Source organism: Pseudomonas rhizosphaerae (assembly GCF_000761155.1).
Classification (GTDB): domain Bacteria; phylum Pseudomonadota; class Gammaproteobacteria; order Pseudomonadales; family Pseudomonadaceae; genus Aquipseudomonas; species Aquipseudomonas rhizosphaerae.
In genome coordinates this window covers 1,247,404-1,267,472 of the sequence record NZ_CP009533.1, presented here as the reverse complement: position 1 = coordinate 1,267,472, position 20,069 = coordinate 1,247,404, and the positions used below count along the sequence as shown (strand labels likewise).

Below are 20,069 nucleotides of genomic sequence, written 5' to 3'. Positions count from 1 at the left end.
TCTAGGGCGCCGAGCGCGTGGCCTCGTTGTGCCCCAGGTCGCGCGCCGGATCAATCAGGTCACGAATGCGCTGCTTGAGCACCTTCGCTTCGGGAAAGCCACCGTCGGCCTTGCGCTCCCAGACCTGCACACCGTCACAGGTGATGTGAAAGGTACCGCCACTGGCTGGCGCCAGGGCAACCTGGCCCAGGTCCTCGCCGAAGGTGCTGAGCAGCTCCTGAGCCAGCCATGCCGCACGCAGCAACCACTGGCACTGGGTGCAGTAGGTGATCACCACGGCAGGCTTGCTTGCGACGACCTCGCTCATGCCTCCCCCATCCGTGCCAGCAACTGCCGCGCTGCCTGCTTGCAGGACTCGTCGCCTTCGCTCAGCAGTTCATGAAGCAAAGTGCTGGCTTCGAAGGTATCGCCTTCGTCGAGCAACTGCTGGGCCTGGTCGAGTTTCTGCGCCGAGGCGTGCTGCAGTTCCAGATCGTCGAAGTCGACGGTCAGGGCATCCAGCTCGGGCAGGTCGCTGTCGGCGATGAAGCTGTCGAGGAAATCGTTGTCGATGTCATCCTGGCTCTTCCCAACTGGCACGTCGTCTTGCTGGAGGAACGGTTCCTCCTCGACATTGGCAAAGTCGCTGAGAAACTGCTCTTCGGGCATCTCGAAGACTTCCGGCAGTTCCTTCAAGTTGCTGGTGAAGGCCGGGTCCATCGTATCGTCCGGCTCCGCCGGGCTCACCGTTGGCTTGCCCTTGGGCGCCGGCGTATCGCCGAACGGGCTGACCAACGCCCAATCGGCGTCCATCGACAGGTCGTCGAGGTTGAGCTGGAATTCGTCATCCTGCTCCTGCGACGTGGCAGGCCGGGCGGGCGTGTCGGACGCCTCCAGATCGAAATCAGGCAAGTCGAAATCGGGTTCCGGCTCAGGCTCCGGTTCGGGCTCTGGCGCGGATTCTGGTGTGAGCGTGGGCGCGGACTGCACAGACGCGGCGGCCGCCACGCCCGTCGCCAGTGCAGCGGCAGCGGCGATAGGTGCCGCGCGTTCGGGGGCCTTCGGGGCGGGGGTCGGTGCAGGTTCCAGATTGACGAAGCGGCCACGTATCTCGGCCAGGGTCACCGGGTTGAAGCCTGCGGCCAGCAGCAGGGCCTCCTGTTCGGCAAACCCCTTGGCATTGCCCTGCTGGCCCAGCACTTCGAGCATACGCACACGCAGGTCGGTCCGTTCCGGTTGCTTGGCCAGACCGTCGCGCAGAATGCCCAGAGCTTCGTTGAAACGGCCGTAGGCAATATAGATACTCGCGCCGTCGAGGGCATCGGTGGCGGTCGGGGCTTCCCGGCGAGGTACCGGCGCAGGCTCGGCGCGCATCGGCGGCGCGGCAGCTGCCACCGCCATGGCTGGCGCGGCAGCGAGCGCTGCTGGCTGCGCCGGTTGGGTGATGACCGGCTCGAACGTGTCTTGCAATCCGGCCGCCTTGCGCTGCCGTTGACGACGCAACAGCAGCAACAGAGCGATGACCAGCAACAGAGCGGCGACCAGGGCCAGGATGTTCAGCCAACTGCCGGTATCCACCGGGGCCGTGGGTACTGTGGTGGTAACGGGCGCAGGTGCGGGTGCAGGTGCCGCCGCGGTGGGCGCTGGCGTTGGAAGCGCGGGGTCGGTCGTCGCGCTTGCAGCCGTCGGTACGGCAGGTGCAGGCACAGGCGATCCAGGCTGGACGGGCGGGGTTTCGGCCAAACGTGCCTGCAGCTGGGCGACCTGCTTGTCCTTGTCGGCGACCTGCGTCTCCAGGTTTTGCAGACGCGTCTGCACCTCATCGAAGCTTTTCTGCAGCTGCTGGTTTTCCAGGGCAGCGGCTGCGAGCTGCGCAGCATCCTGGGAAGGTGTCGGCGCAGCGGCCTTGGCCGGCGCCTGTTTCGCCGGCTCATTCGATGGCGCAGATGCCGAGGGCGTTCTGGGCGCGGCAGCCGCCTGGGTGGGCGGCTGGGCAGTGGCTTGCGCGACCGGTGTGCGCTGCGGTGCGCGTTCGGCCAAGCCTGGGCCCATTCCCGGTGGATCGAGCAACACCGTGAAAGCGCGCAGCAACTGCCCATTCGGCCGGCCGACTTGTATCACGAAACTCATGAACGGCTCGGTCACCACCTTGCTCGAGCTGACATGAATGACCTTGCGACCGCCACTGAAATCGGGCGAGAACTTCAAGTCGTTGAGGAAGAAACTGCGTTCCACCCCCGCCCTGGCGAATTCTTCGGCCGTCGCCAGGCTGGCACGGATGTCGTCCTGTTCCAGCCCTGCGGTGTCGAGCAAGGCGATATCGGCGCGAAACGGCTGGTTGAGCGAGGAGCGCAGAGTCAACTCGCCCAGGCCCAAGGCCGAAGCCGCCGTGGAATAGCACAGCGCCACAGCCCATATCGGCGCCAGCAGGCGAAGCGAGGCAAACCTTGAACGCGACGGTATACGCACTTGCATGGGAATCCCTTGAAAACCGACATCCAATAACTTTATAGCCCGTGCGGCCCACTTGCTCCAAGCGGGTGACGGCCCGTTGACTTCAGGATTTCTTTTCCAGATTCGCCAGAATACGGCTGTGTACCCGCATGGCGGTGCTCAGTTCTTCTTCGTCGACCCCCATGAACAGCTCGACACGCAAGGCGTTGGCGATGGTTTCGATCTGCTCGATGAGCGGCCGGGCCGAGGGGCAGAGCATGATCTTCTTGGCCCGACGGTCTTCGACCACGGCCTGACGCTCGACCAGGCCTTGCGCTTCCAGGCTGTCCAGCAGCCGGGCCAGGGTCGGCCCTTCGACGCCGACGCTCTGGGCCAGCTCGCGCTGGGTCGGCGGTTCGCCGAATCGCGCCAGGTGCAGCAGCACCAGCCAACGTGCCTGCGACAATCCCAGGCCCGCCAGTCGGCGATCCAGCTCGGCCCGCCAACCACGGGACATGTGCGCCAGCTGCATTCCAAAGCGATGTTGATCAGTTAACGGCATAGATCTCTCTTGAAAAAACAGCCTCGCGCAAGCAGCACCTGCGTCAAGGCCCGAGCTGATGATTAGTCAGCTAATCATGACCTTGGCACACAGGCAAGACTCATGCCCAGTAGCTGCCTGGTTCACACTTCGAATTCAGACTGCAACGCCGCGCGTACGCAATACAGCACGCCCTCGGGCACCCGACCGGCAAATTGCCCAGCAATCTCGGCGACGGCAGGCAACTCGCCTTCGCCGTCGAGAAATGCGTCCTGGATCTCGCTCATCAATTCTTCGGGAAGGTCGAGCGCCTGTTCCAACGACAGCTGTTGTTGCGCGATCGCTTCGGCGAGCAGGCTGTAGACATTCTTCTCACTGCACTGTAACTGGCCGGCGATCTGCAGCGGGGTCATGCCAGCGCGCGCCAAACTGATCAGCTCGTGGCGAATATCCGCCACCTCGCGTGGCGCTTCTGCGCCGCCCGCACCTGCCAGGACCTGCAAAAACGCTTCGCCGTAGCGCTCGAGCTTGCGCGCGCCCACGCCGCTGACCCGACCCATCTCAGCCATGCTGGTGGGCTGGCTGCGCAGCATTTCGAGCAACGTCGAGTCGGGGAAAATGACGTAGGGCGGTACCGCATGTTCCTGGGCCAGGTTGCGCCGCAGCGTACGCAGCGCTTCCCATTGTTCGCGCTCTTCGTCGCGCACCAGCTGGCTGGCCGGGCTGGCCGAGCCGCTGCCACGGGTGGAGGACGTCTGCGGCTTGAGCTCCTTGCGCAGTTCGAGCATAACCTCGCCACGCAGCAGCGGCCGGCAAGTGTCACTCAGGCGCAGACCGCCGTAGCCTTCCAGGTCGATGTCCGCCAGCCCGCGCGCCACCACCTGGCGATACAGCGAACGCCACTCCCCTTCCGAACGGCCCTTGCCGACGCCGAACACGGCCAGTTTGTCATGGCCAAAGCTGCGCACCTTTTCGGTGTCCTTGCCCAACAGCACGTCCACCAGATGGCCGACGCCATAACGCTGGCCGGTGCGGTAGATCGCCGACAGCGCCTGGCGCGCCGGTTCGGTGGCATCCCAGGTCTGCACGCCGTCGACACAGTTGTCGCAGTGGCCACAGGGTTGCGGCATGTCTTCGTCGAAATAGGCCAGCAGCGCCTGGCGACGGCAGCGGGTTTCTTCGCACAGGGCCAGCATGGCATCGAGCTTGTGGTGCTCAAGGCGTTTATGGCGCTCGTCGCCTTCGGAACTCTGCAGCATCTGCTTGAGCATCAGCACGTCTTGCAGCCCGTAGGCCATCCATGCATCCGCCGGCAGGCCATCGCGGCCGGCGCGGCCGGTTTCCTGGTAGTAGGCTTCCAGCGACTTGGGCAGGTCCATGTGCGCCACGAAGCGCACGTTGGGCTTGTCGATGCCCATGCCGAAGGCGATGGTGGCAACCATGATCAAACCTTCCTCGTTGAGGAAGCGCTTCTGGTTCGCCGCCCGCGTCGCCGCGGGCAGGCCAGCGTGGTACGGCAACGCCGGGAAGTTGTTTTCGCAGAGGAAGGCGGCGACCTCGTCGACTTTCTTGCGCGACAGGCAATAGACGATGCCGGCATCGCTGCGCCGCTCGGCGAGGAACGCCAGCAGCTGCTTGCGCGGACTTTCCTTGGGCACGATGCGGTAGAAGATGTTGGGTCGGTCGAAACTGGACAGGAAGCGTTCGGCGTCCTGCAAGTGCAGACGGGTGACGATTTCCTCGCGCGTGCGCTTGTCGGCGGTGGCAGTCAGGGCGATCCGCGGAACTTGGGGAAACTGCTCGGCCAACTGGCCTAGCTGCAAGTACTCGGGACGGAAATCATGCCCCCATTGCGAAACGCAGTGAGCCTCGTCGATGGCGAACAGGGCGATGTCCAGCCCGCGCAGGAAATCCAGCATGCGCGGCTGCACCAGGCGCTCGGGCGCCAGGTAGAGCATCTTGATTTCGCCGCGGCGGATGCGCGCGGCCAGCTCGCGCTGTTCATCGGAACTGAGCGTGGAGTTGAGCGCCGCTGCCGCCACGCCAAGTTCTTCGAGGGTGGCGACCTGGTCGTCCATCAGGGCGATCAGTGGCGACACCACCACGGCCAGGCCGTCGCGCAGCAGGGCCGGCACTTGGAAGCACAGCGATTTGCCGCCGCCGGTGGGCATCAATACCAAGGCATCGCCACCGCGGGCCACACGCTCGATAATGGCACCCTGGCGACCGCGGAAGCTGTCGTAGCCGAAGATGTCTTTAAGAACGCGTTGAGCCTGTTCGAGCATGGGTCACTCCAGAAATCGTAAAACCACCCGGGCCGCACAGGCTGGATGAAAAGCGCTTTTGCCGCATCCGCCTTTGCGTAAGCGGGGGTTACCGCCCCGTGAACTCGGGGCCTGAGCGAAAGACCGCGGCAGTATACCCCAGTGCCCGCAACGTCGCGCGGCACCCGGACATCCTGCCATTTAGCCCCTTGGGTGGCGCACAGGCCCTAACAAGGCCTAGAATTCACTATCCGCATAGTCTTCCAAGGTAACCTGTTAATGTCCTTCGCCGAGCAACTGACCCGCCTGCAAGCCTTCCTCGACGCCGACGAGCTGCATGACGAGGCGCTGGACTACGTCGCCGCGCATGGCTACCTGACCGCCCTGTCGATCTGTTCCGAGGACGTTCCGGAGCGCGAGTGGATCGATGCGCTGTTCGCCGAGCCGCCGCACTACAGCGATGACGCCCAGCGCGAAGAGATCGAAGGCACCCTGATCCAGCTCAAGGCGCATATCGCTCGCCAACTGGCCAGCGACGAAGAGTTCGAGCTGCCCTGCGATCTCGACCTGGGCGAGGAACCTGATGATTCCGACCTGCGCGGCTGGTGCATCGGCTTCATGGAGGGGGTGTTCCTGCGTGAGTCGGCCTGGTTCGAAACCGCCGAGGATGAAGTCAGCGAGATGCTGCTGCCGATCATGGTCGGTTCGGGCCTGTTCGACGAGCAGCCGGAGTTTGCCGACATCGCCGCCGATGCCAATCTGATGGACGACATGATCGTGCAGATTCCCGAAGCGCTGACTGCCCTGTACCTGCTGTGCAACGCCCCGGACGAAAAACCGGCGATCCTCAAGCCGCGCCATCACTAAGGCTGGGGTCGTGCATCAGGCCAAGTCCGCCTGGTTGCGCTACCTGCTGCTGGGCGTCGGTTGCGCAAGTGTCTGTCTGGGCGTTATCGGCGTGTTCCTGCCGATCATGCCCACTACCCCTTTCCTCCTGCTCGCCGCCGCATGCTTTGCACGCAGCTCGCCACGCTTCCACGCGTGGCTGCTGAACCATCCGCAGCTGGGGCCACTGCTGAAGTCCTATCTGAACGGCGAAGGCATCCCCTTGAAGGCCAAGGTGCTTTCCATCGGTTCGATGTGGGTCAGCATCGCAGTGTCCTGCTGGTTCGTGCCATGGCCCTGGGTACGCGTGCTGCTGGTCGCCGTCGCGCTGGCAGTAACGGTTTATATTGCCCGACAGAAAACCCGTACCTGATGGCAAATCCACTATCGAGCACTTCACGATGTGCCGCAAAAAGTCAGTGGGGTCGAAGCCGTGACGGCGACGAACGGTGACTGCCCGCTAAAACCTGAATTAAATCAAGTATCTAATCCTTCATGCCCATCTGAATCAGGGCTGATACAACACCCTTCCCAGGTGACAATTTTCCGTCACTATCTGACTGCAATTTTCCGCCTTTGCTTTGGCACCCCCTCACACCCCCCAAAACGCTGGCCCTGAGCCTTACACCCTGCGCAACCCCGCTCCCCGCGCGCGCCTCAGCGGCGGTGAAATCTATTTGCCATCATCGAAAGGAATGATGGCATAACTGTTTTTTGCTCTATATCATGTGAAAATTCCGTTGAAAGCGCTGCTCTCGGCGCTGCGATTGCGCCTGTTACACACCTGAAACGGACTTTTAACCGAGTTATTCGCCAACATTCTGGCGTATGCCTGACTTCAAACATAACGGAGAAGCACCCGAATGCGCGTTTTCACCCCCATCTGCAGCGCGATTTTGTTGGCCATGGCGTGCTCGCACGCGCAAGCCATGTCGCTCACCCAGGCGATCCAGAGCACCGTGGATAACCACCCTGAGCTGGCATCCAACATCAACAGTCGCCTGGCCGCAGATGAGGACGCGAAAATTGCTCAGGGTGCCTACCGCCCCAGCGTCGATTTCGTTGCAGGCTACGGCCGTGAGCGTTCGGACAACCTGAACACCCGCGCGCGGGGCAATCACAACAAGGAAACGCTGAACTACACGCAATCGGAACTGCGTCTGCGCCAGATGCTGTTCGACGGCTCCAGTGCATCCAGCGAGATCAGCCGGACCCGCTCGACTGCCACGTCCCGTGCCTATTATGTTCAAGCCACCGCCCAGGACCTCGCCCTGCGCGCCGTCCAGGTGTACCTGGATGTCCTGCGCAACCGCGAACTGGTGACTCTGGCCAAGAACAACCTGCAGGCGCACCTGCGCGTCAACGACCAGATCGGCTTGCGCAGCGAACGTGGCGTTGGCAGCACCGCCGACGTTGATCAGTCGCGTGCCCGTCGCGCCTTGGCCGAGAACAACTACAACACCGCCCAGGTCAACCTGGCCGATGCCGAAGCTGCATTTTTCAGCGCCGTGGGCCGCCTGCCCGACGAACTGGAACCCTTGCCTTCGATCCGTGGCGAACTGCCGGCCGACCTGAACGCCGCGCGTCAGTCCATGATGGAAAACAACCCATACCTCAAATCGGCCCAGGCTGATGTACAGGCTGCCGAGAGCCAGTACCAAGGCGCCAAGTCCGCGTTCTACCCACGGGTCGATGCGGAGCTGGCTACCGGTGCCAACAACAATCTGTCGGGCGAGCGTGGTCACAACAACACCGACTGGCGCGCCGGCGTGAGCATGAGCTACAACCTGTACCGCGGCGGCAGCGACAAGGCTCGTTTGCAAGGTGACGCGCATCGCATCAACCAGGCCATGGACATTCGCAACAACGCCCTGCGTCAGCTGAACGAAAACATGGCGTTGTCGTGGAACGCCATGAAGAACGCAGGCACGCAGATCCCGTATGCCCGTGAATACGCCGAGACCACCACGCGCGTGCGTGCGGCCTACCAGGATCAGTTCGGCCTGGGCCAGCGGACCTTGCTCGACGTGCTCGACAGTGAGAACGAGCTGTACACCGCCAACACCCGCTACGCCGAAGTGCGCTACACCGAGGAATACTCGATGTACCGCGTGCTTTCGAGCATGGGTGAGCTGCTGGCCAAGACCCGCGTGGTCCTGCCAGCCGAAGCCGTTGCCTTGACCGAAGTGAAGAGCGAAGCGCGCCTGCCAGAGATGCGCTGATCGCCGACGCGAACCCCGTGACCGCTCGTTCGCAGCCGGCCACGGGATTTGCACGACGAATACCCTGGGATCAGCTCAGGGTTTCGTCGATCACCAGTACGACCTTCCCCGAAATCTGATTGCTTGCCAGCGCCTCGAACGCAGCTTCCGCGTCGGCGATTGGAAACGTCTTGGCCAGCTGCGGCTTCAAGCGCCCTTCGGTGAACAACGGCCACACCTGCTGGCCCAGGTCACTGAGCAGGTCGGCCTTGAACGCATCGTCGCGGCTGCGCAGCGTCGAACCCTGCAAGCGCACGCGCTTGCTCAGCACCTTGGCCAGGTCGAACTGTGCCTGGCGGCCGCCCATCAGGCCGATCATCACCCAACGTCCGTCCAGTGCCACCACGTCCAGGTTCAGCTCGCTGTAATTGGCGCCGACCGGGTCGAGGATCACATCGAAAGGACCCAGGTCCTTCAACCCCTCCAGGCCATCGCCGCGCACCACGCCGCCCTGGGCACCCAGCGCTTCGCAATAGGCCAGGCGCTCGGCAGAACCGACGCTGACCCAGGTCGGGTTGCCGAACGCCTTGCACAGCTGGATCGCCGCCGAGCCGATGCCGCTGGCGCCGGCATGCAGCAGGACCTTCTCGCCCGGTTGCAGCTCGGCCAGCTGGAACAGGTTCAGCCACACCGTCGCGTAGACTTCGACGATGGCTGCGGCCTCATGCAGGCTCAGCCCTTCGGGCACGGGCAGTACATGACGGCCATCTACTACTACTTCCTCGGCCATGCCACCACCGGCCAGCAGGGTGCACACCCGGTCGCCGACCTGCCAGGACGAACCCACGCCCACTTCGCTGATGACACCTGCGCATTCCAGGCCCAGGATATCGCTGGCTCCCGGTGGTGGCGGGTACAGGCCGGCACGCTGCATCAGGTCGGCCCGATTGAGACCGGCCGCAGCGACCCGAATCTTCACTTGACCTACGTCACACGTCGGGCTCGGTTGTTCGCGCCACTCCACATGTCCTTCCACGCCTTGCAATGCCTTCACGGTGCCTCCATAGTTGAGTCATGACTGAGCCCGACGCCTAGGCGCCGGGCTTTTCGCATTATGCGTCCGGCTTCAACGGAACCGGCGAATTCAAAGACGGCCTAATATGCGTGATCAATTGCCCCCACGTCGAATCAGCATGAAGCATTTCATTCCCGGCAGTGCCCTGGCGCTGTGTATCGGCCTCGGCACCTTGTCGATGTCGGCCAATACCTTCGCTGCCAACAGCTGGGACAAACTTCAGCCGGATCGCGACGAAGTGGTGGCCAGCCTCAATGTCGTCGAGCTGCTCAAGCGTCATCATTACAGCAAGCCGCCGCTCAACGATGCGCGCTCGGTCATCATCTACGACAGCTACATCAAGCTGCTCGATCCCTCGCGCAGTTATTTCACTGCCGCTGATATCGCTGAGTTCGACAAGTGGAAGACCCAGTTCGACGACTTCCTGAAGAACGGCAACCTGGATCCTGGTTTCATCATCTACAAGCGGTATCTGGATCGGGTCAAGGCGCGCCTGGACTTCGCCCTGACCGAGCTGAACAAGGGCGTCGACAAGTTCGACTTCACCACCAAGGAAACCTTGCTGGTCGAGCGCAAGGACGCCCCCTGGCTGAAGAACGAGGCCGAGCTGGACGACCTGTGGCGCAAACGTGTCAAAGATGAAGTGCTGCGCCAGAAGATCGCCGGCAAAGACGCCGCGCAGATTCAGGAAACCCTGTCCAAGCGTTACAAGAACCAGCTTGCGCGCCTGGACCAGACCCGCGCCGAGGACATCTTCCAGGCCTACATCAATACCTTTGCCCAGTCGTACGATCCGCACACCAACTACCTGTCTCCGGACAACGCGGAAAACTTCGACATCAATATGAGCCTGTCGCTCGAAGGCATCGGTGCGGTGCTGCAAAGCGACAACGACCAGGTCAAGATCGTCCGCCTGGTGCCTGCCGGCCCTGCCGACAAGACCAAGCAGGTCGCCCCTGCCGACAAGATCATCGGCGTCGCCCAGGGCGACAAGGAAATGGTCGACGTGGTCGGCTGGCGTTTGGATGAAGTGGTCAAGCTGATTCGCGGTCCGAAAGGCTCCACCGTGCGCCTGGAAGTGATTCCGCACACCAATGCGCCCAACGATCAGACCAGCAAGATCGTCTCGATCACCCGCGAAGCGGTCAAGCTCGAGGAACAGGCGGCGAAGAAGTCGATCCTCAACCTCAAGGAAAACGGCCGCGACTACAAGCTGGGCGTGATCGAGATTCCTGCCTTCTACCTGGACTTCAAGGCGTTCCGCGCGGGTGACCCGGACTACAAGTCCACCACCCGCGACGTGCGCAAGCTGCTTACCGAGCTGCAGAAGGAAAAAGTCGACGGCGTGGTCATCGACCTGCGCAACAACGGCGGCGGCTCCCTGCAGGAAGCCACCGAACTGACCAGCCTGTTCATCGAGAAAGGCCCGACCGTGCTGGTGCGTAACGCCGATGGCCGTGTCGACGTGCTGGAAGATGAAAATCCCGGTGCGTTCTACAAAGGCCCGCTGGCGCTGCTGGTGAACCGTCTGTCCGCTTCGGCTTCGGAGATTTTCGCCGGTGCCATGCAGGATTACCACCGCGCGCTGATCGTTGGCGGACAGACCTTCGGCAAGGGCACGGTGCAGACCATCCAGCCGCTCAACCACGGCGAGCTCAAGCTGACCCTGGCCAAGTTCTACCGCGTCTCCGGGCAGAGCACCCAGCACCAGGGCGTGCTGCCGGACATTGCCTACCCGTCGATCATCGACACCAAGGAAATTGGCGAGAGCGCCCTGCCCGAAGCGATGCCGTGGGACACCATCCGCCCGGCCATCAAGCCAGCCAGCGATCCATTCAAGCCGTACCTGGCCAAGCTGACCGCCGACCATGACGCGCGCACCGTCAAGGACCCGGAATTCATCTACATCCGCGATCGCCTGGCCTTGGCCGAGCAGTTGATGAAAGAGAAGACCGTCAGCCTGAACGAGGCCGACCGTCGCGCGCAGCACAGCGATATCGAAGCCAAGCAGCTGGCCCTGGAAAACACCCGTCGCAAGGCCAAGGGCGAAGAGCCGCTCAAAGAGCTGAAGAAAGAAGACGAGGACGCCCTGGGCGCTGATCCGGACAAGACCAAACCGGAAGACGACGCTTACCTGGCAGAGACCGGGCGCATCCTGCTCGACTACCTGAAACTCAATACGTCGGTGGCCAAGCACTGATCCACGTAAGTAATGACAGCAAAGTGACACCTGCGTCATCAAACCGAAATGAAGCTGTCGTGAAATAGGGACCCGCTGCCTTGGCAGCGGGTCTTTTTTTGCGTCTGGCCCGGTGCTTTCAACCTGTTTCAAGCATCGGTCAGCACGACCTTCAGCAAGGTAGCGAACCGATGACCGTCATTGAACAGATCAGCGCCCTGGACAGCATTCTCGCCCAAGGTGGTGTGCACAGCTTGTTCCAGCCGATCGTGTCACTGTCCCAACGGCAGATACTGGGCTTCGAGGCGTTGAGCCGAGGGCCTTCCAACAGCCCGCTGCACTCGCCGATCAATCTGTTCGCCGTCGCACGCCAGGCCGGTCGGCTCAATGAGTTGGAAGTGATGTGCCGGGAGACTGCCTGCCGTCGGTTCAGCGAACAGCGCCTGAACGGCAAACTGTTTCTCAACGTCTCGCCGGAGTCGCTGCTCGAACCCTTGCACGAGGACGGCCGCACGCTGCAGCTGTTGCAACGCTACGGTATCAGTCCGAGCCAAGTGGTCATCGAGCTCACCGAGCAAACCCCCACCGACGATTTCCAGCTGTTGTTCAACGCGCTGCACCACTACCGGGCCATGGGTTTTTCGATTGCGCTGGACGACTTGGGTGCGGGTTATTCGAGCCTGCGCCTGTGGTCCGAGCTGCGCCCGGACTACGTCAAGATCGACCGGCACTTCATCGACGGCATTCACCAGGACGCCCTCAAGCGCGAATTCGTCGGCTCGATCTTGCAGATCGCCAAGGCGTCGAGGGCGCAGGTGATCGCCGAAGGCATCGAGCTGGTGGAAGAGCTGCTGGTGTTGATCGAGATGGGCGTCGACCTGGTCCAGGGCTATCTGCTCTGCCGCCCGCAGGAGCAGCCGCCGCGGGACGCGCGTGGGCTGATCCCGCGGCTGGAGGGCAGCACGCCTCCCCTCGGCGACGACGCCAGCGACCTGGCTGCGCTGATCATCGAGCAGGCGGCAGTACACTGTGATACCCCGACGCAGCAGGTCCTGGAAGCCTTTCGCCTGCAGGCCAACCTGAACACCCTCGCCATCGTCGACAGCGACCGGCGCCCCTGCGGCATCGTCCATCGTCACTCGCTGTCCGAGGCCTTGCTCAAGCCATTCGCCACCGACCTGTTCGCACGCAAGCCGATCAGCCGTCTGATGAGCACCGATTTCCTCGCGGTGGACAGCAAGCAATCCCTGCAGCAGGTCAGCCGCTTGCTGACCGGGCGCGCACGGCAAAGGATCGAGGAAGACTTCATGGTCATCCAGGGTGGTCGATACCTGGGGCTGGGCCGGGTCATCGACGTGCTGAAGCTGATCACCGAACTGAAGATCCAGCAGGCGCGGCATGCCAACCCCTTGACCCTGCTACCGGGCAACGTGCCGATCCAGCAGTGCCTGACTCGGGTGCTGGAGCAATGCCGCGAAGCGATCATCTGCTACGTCGACATCGACAACTTCAAGCCCTTCAACGATATCTACGGCTATGCGCGCGGCGACGAAGTGCTGCTATGCCTGGCTCAATGCCTGAACGAACGGGTCGACCCGAGTCGGGATTTCGTCGGCCACATTGGTGGCGACGATTTCATCCTGGCCATCAGTCCAACCGAGTGGTGTCGTCGCCTAAGCCAGCTGCAGGAGGATTTCCAACACCAGTGTCGGCGTTTCTATCGCGCCGAAGATCTGCGCGCAGGGAGTTTTCTGGCGCAGGATCGTCGTGGCGAACAGCAGCGCTTCGCGTTGCTGTCACTGTCCATCGGCGTGGTTCACTTGCGGCCCCAAGCCTGCCCGCTCATGGACAGCAGCCAACTGGCGGAAATGGCCTCCCAGGCCAAGCATCAAGCCAAGGCGGTGCTGGGTTCGAGCGTACACGTGATCGATACCCAGGCCGTTGAACCGGCCTAGAAATTCATACCTGGGTAGTGGCCGGGTACGCATACTCGAACACCCGCACCACTTCGGCAGCATGCCAGGAGGCCGCTGCCACACCATCGGACGGGCCGGAGAAGCGTCCGAGCTTTTCCACGCATTCGAAAAAACCAGGACGAGGCAGACGGCTGGCACCCTGGCTGATCACCAGCGAACTGCGCAATGGCTGAGCGGCGCGGGCGTCGATCATGGCCAGGTATTCCAGGGCCGCAGTCAAGGTCTGCATGGCGGGCGTGGGCAGTGCGAGGCGTTCGAGCAACGCGCGATAGGTGAGCAACTGCCGCTGACGGCGGGCGTGGTCCAGCTCGCCGAGCAGGCCTTCCCATTGCTGTCGACTGATGCGTACGCTCATGAAGCGTCGCTCCAGGCCGGCACCCCCAATTCCCAGGCGAGGCTGCGTCGGATGGCGGCATCGGGCTGACGCTCGCCAGTCTCGATCATCGATAGATAGGAGGGGCTGATGCCGACGGCACGGGCCAGGCTCTCGAGCGGTAACCCTTGCGCCTCGCGCAGCTCGCGCAGACGCGCGAAGGCTGGCGGTGGCACCTGAGCCGCCGCTGTGGCGGGATCGGCGACAGACTGCTGATCGACTGCCATGTGACCTGCACGGGATGCCTCGAACGGGTCGGCAGCCGCTGCAGCCAAGAGCCGCTGATATTCAGCCCATGGCAGCACCGCGTATTCGGGTTGGCCGTCGCGGCTGATCACCTGAACCCCCATTGCATCCTCCCGCAAACTGACCGATCACATCGGGCGATGCAACCATAATGACGGAATGTTAACAGGGGATTGCCGGCTTCGGGGGGTTAACTGCACCGCAGCCGGCAGGCAGATTCAGCGGTGGGACTTTTCCAGCTCCAGATCTTTTTCAGATGCCGGCAAGCGCTCGACCACTCGCAGCTTTTCCGGGGACTGGCGCTGACGCCAGGCACGGAAGGCGTCCAGCTCGCCCGACAGGGTCTTCATGACCCACGCCAGTACGGCGATATCGTCCAGCATGCCAACGCCCAGCAGCCAGTCGGGGATGGCGTCGATGGGGCTGACGAAGTAGACCAACCCGGCGACGATGGACAGCAGCGCCTTGGGGCTGATGTTGCGGTACTCGCCGCGCCAGTAGGCCAGGCACAGAGCCTGGAGCAATTGCACGTCTTCTTTCAGGGCGCCCAGCCGATAGCCCTTGCCCTTGCGCGCCACGGCGAAGATCAAGGCCGGCAGGCGACCCCGACTCAGGATGCGTTCGGCAATGGGCAGAAAACGGGTGAAATTCCAAGGTGCCTTCATGAGCCCTCCGGTGCCGAATGGTGGTTTAAGGTTATCCACAGTATTTGTGGATAACCTTGTGAACAGAGCCGCTTTTCACGCCTGACCTGCCCGGTTTTCAAGGGCTGAGGTCAAATCGGGCGTTTTTTACTCACACAAAAAAGCCACGAAATTCCTTGACGCAGTGTTATGAAAACAGCTACTGCAGCACCACATCAGACCTGTTGCCCAAAGCCCGGTTCAAACGAAAACGCCCCGTCGAGACGGGGCGTTCGTTGCAGCGCAAGCGTTTACTTGGCGGGCGCGGCTTCTTCGACTTCGGCGTCGTCGGTTTCGGCAGCGGCGTCGGCAGCAGCCTTGGCAGCGTCCTTGATGGCGATCAGCTCGAGGTCGAACACCAGCACCGAGTTGGCTGGAATGGTCGGGCTCGGGCTCTGCGCGCCGTAGGCCAGGTCGGCTGGAATGAACAGCTTGACCTTCTCGCCCACGTGCATCAGTTGCAGGCCTTCGACCCAACCCGGAATCACACCGCTGACCGGCAGGTCGATCGGGGCGCCGCGCTCGATGGAGCTGTCGAAGACCTTGCCGTCGATCAGCTTGCCTTCGTAGTGAACGGTGACCACGTCGGTAGGCTTGGGCTGGGCGCCGTCGGCCTTCTTGATGACCTGGTACTGCAGGCCCGAAGCGGTGGTGACCACGCCGTCTTTCTTGGCGTTGTCTTCCAGGAACTTCTTGCCAGCGCTCTGCGCCTCGGCGTTCATCTTGGTCATGCGTTCTTCGGCACGCTTCTGCAGATCGGCGAAGGCTGCGACCAGGTCGTCGTCCTTGATCTTCTGCTCTTTCTTGCCGACGGCATCTTCGATACCCAGCGCTACGGCCTTGGAGTCGAGATCGTCCATGCCTTCCTGAGCCAGGCTCTTGCCCATGTTCAGGCCGATACCGTAGGAAGCTTTCTGCGCCGGGGTTTTGAGCTCGACGCTGGTCTGGGAATCGCAACCGGCGAGGACCAGGGTGACCAAGGCGACTGCCGCCGCCAACCGATGCTGTTTCATGCTATTTCCTTGTTCATGCGCCATAAGGGCAATCGAATGAGGCCGCGAGCTTATCAGGCGGCCACGACCAATGGCTACCGGCATGAGAGAGGCAAAAAGGCGATAAGTTCAGGCCAGCAAAAGGAAACTGGCTCGGCAGCGGCTGGATGAAACATGTGTCATGGGACAGTGGAGGACTGCTCGTACTGCGCGGCCACTTCGCGCACCACCTCACACAGCCACTGCGCCGGCAAAGACAGCGGCAGCGCGGCATTGCGGCAGATGCCTACCGAACCACCCGGCTCGTGCACGCCCAGGTCCAGTTCGTAGAGCTGGCCGGTGGCGATGTCACGCTGCACCGCGTCACGTGGCGCGACCCAGATGGCGTCGCTGCTGGCGACGTAGCGACGACTGAGGGTCGGGGAAAGCGTTTCCAGACGTTGCGCGGAGGGCGTGATGGCGCACTGCACGAAAAGGCTGTCGGCGTGTTTGCGGATGGTCGTCCCAGCCAATGGCAGCACCCACGGGCAGGCGCCGACCTGTTCGGCATTGAGCGGGCGGGCTTCCAGCAATGGATGGCCAGGGCGCACCACCAGGGTCATCGACTCGCTGTACAGGTGTTCGAACGACAAGCCCTGGATTTGCGGGCTGTCGGTCATGCGACCGATCACCAGGTCCAGCTCGCCCACATGCAGTTGCGCCAACAGGTATGCCCCCGGCCCGGTCGCGACGCTGACCACCAGCGCGGCATGGCGCGCGTGCAGGCGGCAGAGCACCTCGGGCAGCAATTGGCTTTCCACGGTGGACAGCACACCGATGCGCACCTGCGGGGCTTCGTGCGGTTCGCCGCGCAGGCTGCTGACGCCGTCGCGCAGGGCCTGCACGCAGGGGCCAGCGTAGCGCATGAAGCGCACACCGGCGGCGGTCAGTTCGACACCGCTCTTGTCGCGGTCGAACAGGCGAGTCTGCAGCAGGTCTTCGAGTTCCTTGAGGGTCTTGGAGATCGCCGGCTGACTGATGGACAAGGTGTCGGCGGCCTTGGCGAAGCTGCCCTGGCGGGCAATTTCGAGAAAGCACAGCAGGTGGCGGAATTTGATGCGGCTGTCGAGGTTCATGGCGCCAATCGTAGCATTGGGCCATGGGGTTTGCTTTGGTAGTGAGGGCCTCTTCGCGGGCAGAGCCCGCTCCCACAAGTTCAACTGACGCTTCCGATTGTGTGGGAGCGGGGCGGGCGGCGAGCTCTCTGCCCGCGAAGAGGCCAGCAAGACCTACCTACAATCTGCCAATCTCCACGCGATCCCCATTCAAGCGCACCGGCCAGACCCTGACATGCTGATCCGGCGCCTCCAGGCAGCGCCCGTCGCTGAAGCAGTAATGCTGCTTGTACAGCGGCGCCGCCACCACCAACTCTCCCTGCAGGTAGCCGACGATCCCGCGTCCCAGCACGTTGGCGCCCGAGCGCGGATCGTGGTTGTCGATGGCGTGCAGCGCCCTGCCCTCGCCCGCCTCGGGTAGGTAGAACAACGCCACCTGGTCGCCGTCCAGCCACACCACCACACCGGAGTTGGGAATCAGATCAGACTGATCGCACACCGCTTGCCAGGTCATCGCTTGCACTGCGTTGGCTGCCTGCATCACACCACCTCCTCGACTACCGGGATCATTACCAGCGCATCGCCGGCCTGGGCGGGGCGACGCTGGCCGCGTTCCTTGACGAACTGCACGCCAGGGTCCGCGCGCTTGTCGTTGACGAAGGTGCGGAAGCGCTTGAGCTTTTCCGGATCCTTCAGGGCGTTGGCCCATTCGCATTCATAGTGATCGACCACCCGCTGCATCTGCGCTTCGAGCTCGGCGCCCAAACCTAAGCTGTCTTCCAGCACCACCTGCTTGAGGAATTCCAGGCCGCCTTCCAGGTTTTCGCGCCACACCGAGGTGCGCTGCAGCTTGTCGGCGGTACGGATGTAGAACATCAGGATGCGGTCGATGTAGCGGATCAACTGTTCGTCGTTCAGGTCGATGGCGAACAGCTCGGCGTGGCGCGGACGCATGCCGCCGTTGCCGCACACGTACAGGTTCCAGCCCTTTTCCGTAGCGATCACGCCGATGTCCTTGCTCTGCGCCTCGGCGCACTCGCGGGTGCAACCCGAGACGGCGAACTTGAGCTTGTGCGGCGAACGCAAGCCCTTGTAGCGATCCTCGATGCGCAGGGCCATGGCCACGCTGTCCTGCACGCCGTAACGACACCAGGTGCTGCCCACGCAGGACTTCACGGTGCGGGTCGACTTGCCGTAGGCATGCCCGGTTTCGAAGCCCGCTTCGATCAGTTCGCTCCAGATCTCCGGCAGCTCGTGCAACTGCGCGCCGAACAGGTCGATGCGCTGGCCACCGGTGATCTTGGTGTAGAGGTCGTATTTCTTCGCCACCACGCCGATGGCGATGAGCTTGTCCGGGGTGATCTCACCGCCGGGAATGCGCGGCACCACCGAGTAGGTGCCGTTCTTCTGCATGTTGGCCATGAAGGTGTCGTTGGTGTCCTGCAGCGGCACCAGCGAAGGGTCCATGATCGGCTGGTTCCAGCACGAGGCGAGGATGTTGCCGACGGTGGGCTTGCACACGTCGCAGCCCACGGCACCGCGTCCGTGGCGGGCGAGCATGTCCTCGAAGCTGGCGATGCCTTCGACACGGGCCAGCGCGTACAGCTCAGCGCGGGTGTAGGCGAAGTGTTCACACAGGCTCTTGTCGACGCTGACGCCACGGGCCGTCAACTCGTGCTCGAACACCTGCTTGAGCAGCGCCGCGCAGCCGCCACAGCCGGTGCAGGCCTTGGTCTGCGACTTGAGTGCCGAGAGGTCGCCGCAACCGCCGTCGACGGCGGAACAGATCGCGCCTTTGCTGACGTTGTGGCAGGAGCAGATCATGGCCGTGTCGGGCAACGCATCGGCGCCGAGAACCGGTGCGCCGTCGGACAGCGGCAGGATCAACGTCGAGGGGTCGGCTGGCAAGGCGATGCCGTTCTGCGCGTATTGCAGCAGGGTGTCGTAGTAGCTGTTGTCGCCGACCAGCACGGCGCCCAGTACCTGAGTGCCGGTGGCGTCCACCACCAGGCGCCGGTAGCTGGCATTGGCTTCGTCGATGAAGCGGTAGCTCTTGGCCCCCGGCGTGCTGGCATGGGCATCGCCGATGGAACCCACGTCGACGCCCAGCAGCTTGAGCTTGGTAGACATGTCGGCACCACTGAACGCCACCGGTGCCTCGCCTGCCAGTTCGCAGGCGACGTTGCGAGCCATGCTGTAGCCCGGCGCCACCAGACCGAAGATGCTGCCGTTCCAGGAGGCGCATTCACCGATCGCATACACCGCCGGGTCGCTGCTGCGGCAGTGCGGGTCGATGACGATGCCGCCGCGGGCGGCAATTTCCAGCCCACAGGCGCGACCCAATGCATCCTGAGGGCGAATGCCGGCGGAAAACACGATCAGGTCGGTTTCCAGAAACTCGCCGCCGTCGAAGTTCATCCGGTAGCGATGAGTCTCGCCGGCCTCTACGTTCTGAGTGGCGCGCGAGGTGTGCACGCCCACGCCCAAGGCTTCGATGCGAGCACGCAGGGCCGCGCCGCCATCGGCGTCCAGTTGCACCGGCATCAGCCGCGGGGCGAACTCGACCACGTGGGCCTCAAGCCCCAGCGACTTCAGAGCGTTGGCCGCTTCCAGGCCCAACAGTCCGCCGCCGACCACCACACCACGGCGCGCCCCAACCGCCGCAGCGCGGATCGCGTCCAGATCATCCAGGGTGCGATAGACCAGCCGCGCGTTGCCCTCACAGCCCGGAATCGGCGGCACGAACGGAAACGAGCCGGTGGCCAGCACCAGCACATCGTAGGCATGCCGCCCGGTGGTGGTTACCACTTCGCGGGCCTGGCGGTCGATCTCGATCACCGGCTGGCCCAGGTGCAGGGTGACGCCGTGCTTGCCATACAGCTGGGCGTCGCCCAAGGCCAGGGTTTCGGCGCACGAGCCGCCGAAGTATTCGGACAGGTGAACCCGGTCGTAGGCACGTTGACGTTCTTCGCCGAAGACGTGGATCTCGTAGCGATCGACCGCGTTGCGCTCGATCAACTGCTCGACACAGTGATGCCCCACCATGCCGTTGCCGACGACGATGAGTTTCTGCCGGGGCCTGAGGTTCACGAGCGCATTCATAGGTATCTCCAAGCGAGTCACGGTGTCTTGACCATCGGGCAAAAAA

At 63.1% G+C, this 20,069-nt stretch carries 17 protein-coding genes; 5 read left to right on the top strand and 12 right to left on the bottom strand.

Annotated features, from left to right (window positions below):
* Position 1: 1 nt before the first annotated feature.
* The 4 genes from LT40_RS05760 to recQ all read right to left on the bottom strand — a co-directional run bounded on the left by LT40_RS05760 (position 2) and on the right by recQ (position 5,238).
* Positions 2-307 carry an Rdx family protein gene (locus LT40_RS05760; RefSeq protein ID WP_043187531.1) on the bottom strand — a complete coding sequence of 102 codons (306 nt, stop codon included), beginning with the start codon at positions 305-307 and terminating at the stop codon, positions 2-4.
* The gene (locus LT40_RS05755) at positions 304-2,454 is read right to left on the bottom strand and encodes a FimV/HubP family polar landmark protein (protein WP_148308516.1); all 2,151 of its coding nucleotides are present in this window, start codon (positions 2,452-2,454) and stop codon (positions 304-306) included. The genes LT40_RS05760 and LT40_RS05755 overlap by 4 nt, the downstream gene beginning before the upstream one ends.
* A gap of 82 nt (positions 2,455-2,536) precedes the next feature.
* A complete protein-coding gene (locus LT40_RS05750) occupies positions 2,537-2,974 on the bottom strand; it encodes a MarR family transcriptional regulator (RefSeq protein WP_043187529.1) in 438 nt (145 codons plus the stop codon).
* Between the two features lie 122 nt (positions 2,975-3,096).
* Positions 3,097-5,238, bottom strand: a complete 2,142-nt coding sequence (gene recQ, locus LT40_RS05745) for a DNA helicase RecQ (protein WP_043187525.1) — start codon at positions 5,236-5,238, stop codon at positions 3,097-3,099.
* 258 nt (positions 5,239-5,496) lie between these two features.
* Here recQ and LT40_RS05740 point away from each other — a divergent pair, with 258 nt between their 5' ends.
* The 3 genes from LT40_RS05740 (at position 5,497) to LT40_RS05730 (ending at position 8,324) form a co-directional block, all read left to right on the top strand.
* Entirely contained in the window at positions 5,497-6,084 is a 588-nt protein-coding gene (locus LT40_RS05740) for a UPF0149 family protein (protein ID WP_043187521.1), read from the top strand.
* 10 nt (positions 6,085-6,094) lie between these two features.
* Positions 6,095-6,475, top strand: a complete 381-nt coding sequence (locus tag LT40_RS05735) for a YbaN family protein (protein WP_043187516.1) — start codon at positions 6,095-6,097, stop codon at positions 6,473-6,475.
* Between the two features lie 490 nt (positions 6,476-6,965).
* The gene (locus LT40_RS05730) at positions 6,966-8,324 is read left to right on the top strand and encodes a TolC family outer membrane protein (RefSeq protein ID WP_043187513.1); all 1,359 of its coding nucleotides are present in this window, start codon (positions 6,966-6,968) and stop codon (positions 8,322-8,324) included.
* Between the two features lie 70 nt (positions 8,325-8,394).
* Here the strand turns inward: LT40_RS05730 and LT40_RS05725 are convergent, their stop codons facing one another.
* The gene (locus tag LT40_RS05725; protein ID WP_043187509.1) at positions 8,395-9,357 is read right to left on the bottom strand and encodes a zinc-binding dehydrogenase; all 963 of its coding nucleotides are present in this window, start codon (positions 9,355-9,357) and stop codon (positions 8,395-8,397) included.
* A gap of 139 nt (positions 9,358-9,496) precedes the next feature.
* Here LT40_RS05725 and LT40_RS05720 point away from each other — a divergent pair, with 139 nt between their 5' ends.
* Positions 9,497-11,578: a carboxy terminal-processing peptidase gene (locus tag LT40_RS05720; protein WP_193385570.1), complete on the top strand. Its 2,082-nt coding sequence runs from the start codon at positions 9,497-9,499 to the stop codon at positions 11,576-11,578.
* A gap of 170 nt (positions 11,579-11,748) precedes the next feature.
* Positions 11,749-13,512, top strand: a complete 1,764-nt coding sequence (locus LT40_RS05715; RefSeq protein ID WP_043187500.1) for a bifunctional diguanylate cyclase/phosphodiesterase — start codon at positions 11,749-11,751, stop codon at positions 13,510-13,512.
* Between the two features lie 4 nt (positions 13,513-13,516).
* On the opposite strand, the gene LT40_RS05710 is transcribed toward LT40_RS05715, so the two are convergent.
* The 7 genes from LT40_RS05710 to nirB all read right to left on the bottom strand — a co-directional run bounded on the left by LT40_RS05710 (position 13,517) and on the right by nirB (position 20,023).
* Positions 13,517-13,888, bottom strand: a complete 372-nt coding sequence (locus tag LT40_RS05710) for a hypothetical protein (RefSeq protein WP_043187498.1) — start codon at positions 13,886-13,888, stop codon at positions 13,517-13,519.
* Positions 13,885-14,256, bottom strand: coding sequence for a helix-turn-helix domain-containing protein (locus tag LT40_RS05705; RefSeq protein ID WP_043187496.1), 372 nt, complete (start codon positions 14,254-14,256; stop codon positions 13,885-13,887). Before LT40_RS05705 ends, LT40_RS05710 begins: the two co-directional genes overlap by 4 nt.
* Positions 14,257-14,370: 114 nt before the next feature.
* Positions 14,371-14,817, bottom strand: coding sequence for a YkvA family protein (locus LT40_RS05700; RefSeq protein WP_043187491.1), 447 nt, complete (start codon positions 14,815-14,817; stop codon positions 14,371-14,373).
* A gap of 269 nt (positions 14,818-15,086) precedes the next feature.
* Positions 15,087-15,848 carry a BamJ family beta-barrel-assembly machinery protein gene (locus LT40_RS05695; RefSeq protein WP_043187488.1) on the bottom strand — a complete coding sequence of 254 codons (762 nt, stop codon included), beginning with the start codon at positions 15,846-15,848 and terminating at the stop codon, positions 15,087-15,089.
* A gap of 158 nt (positions 15,849-16,006) precedes the next feature.
* On the bottom strand, positions 16,007-16,942 hold the full coding sequence (pcaQ, locus tag LT40_RS05690; protein ID WP_043187482.1) for a pca operon transcription factor PcaQ: 936 nt from the start codon (positions 16,940-16,942) through the stop codon (positions 16,007-16,009).
* A gap of 157 nt (positions 16,943-17,099) precedes the next feature.
* Positions 17,100-17,462: a nitrite reductase small subunit NirD gene (gene nirD, locus LT40_RS05685; RefSeq protein ID WP_043187479.1), complete on the bottom strand. Its 363-nt coding sequence runs from the start codon at positions 17,460-17,462 to the stop codon at positions 17,100-17,102.
* A complete protein-coding gene (gene nirB / locus LT40_RS05680; RefSeq protein WP_043187476.1) occupies positions 17,462-20,023 on the bottom strand; it encodes a nitrite reductase large subunit NirB in 2,562 nt (853 codons plus the stop codon). The genes nirD and nirB overlap by 1 nt, the downstream gene beginning before the upstream one ends.
* Between the last annotated feature and the right edge of the window lie 46 nt (positions 20,024-20,069).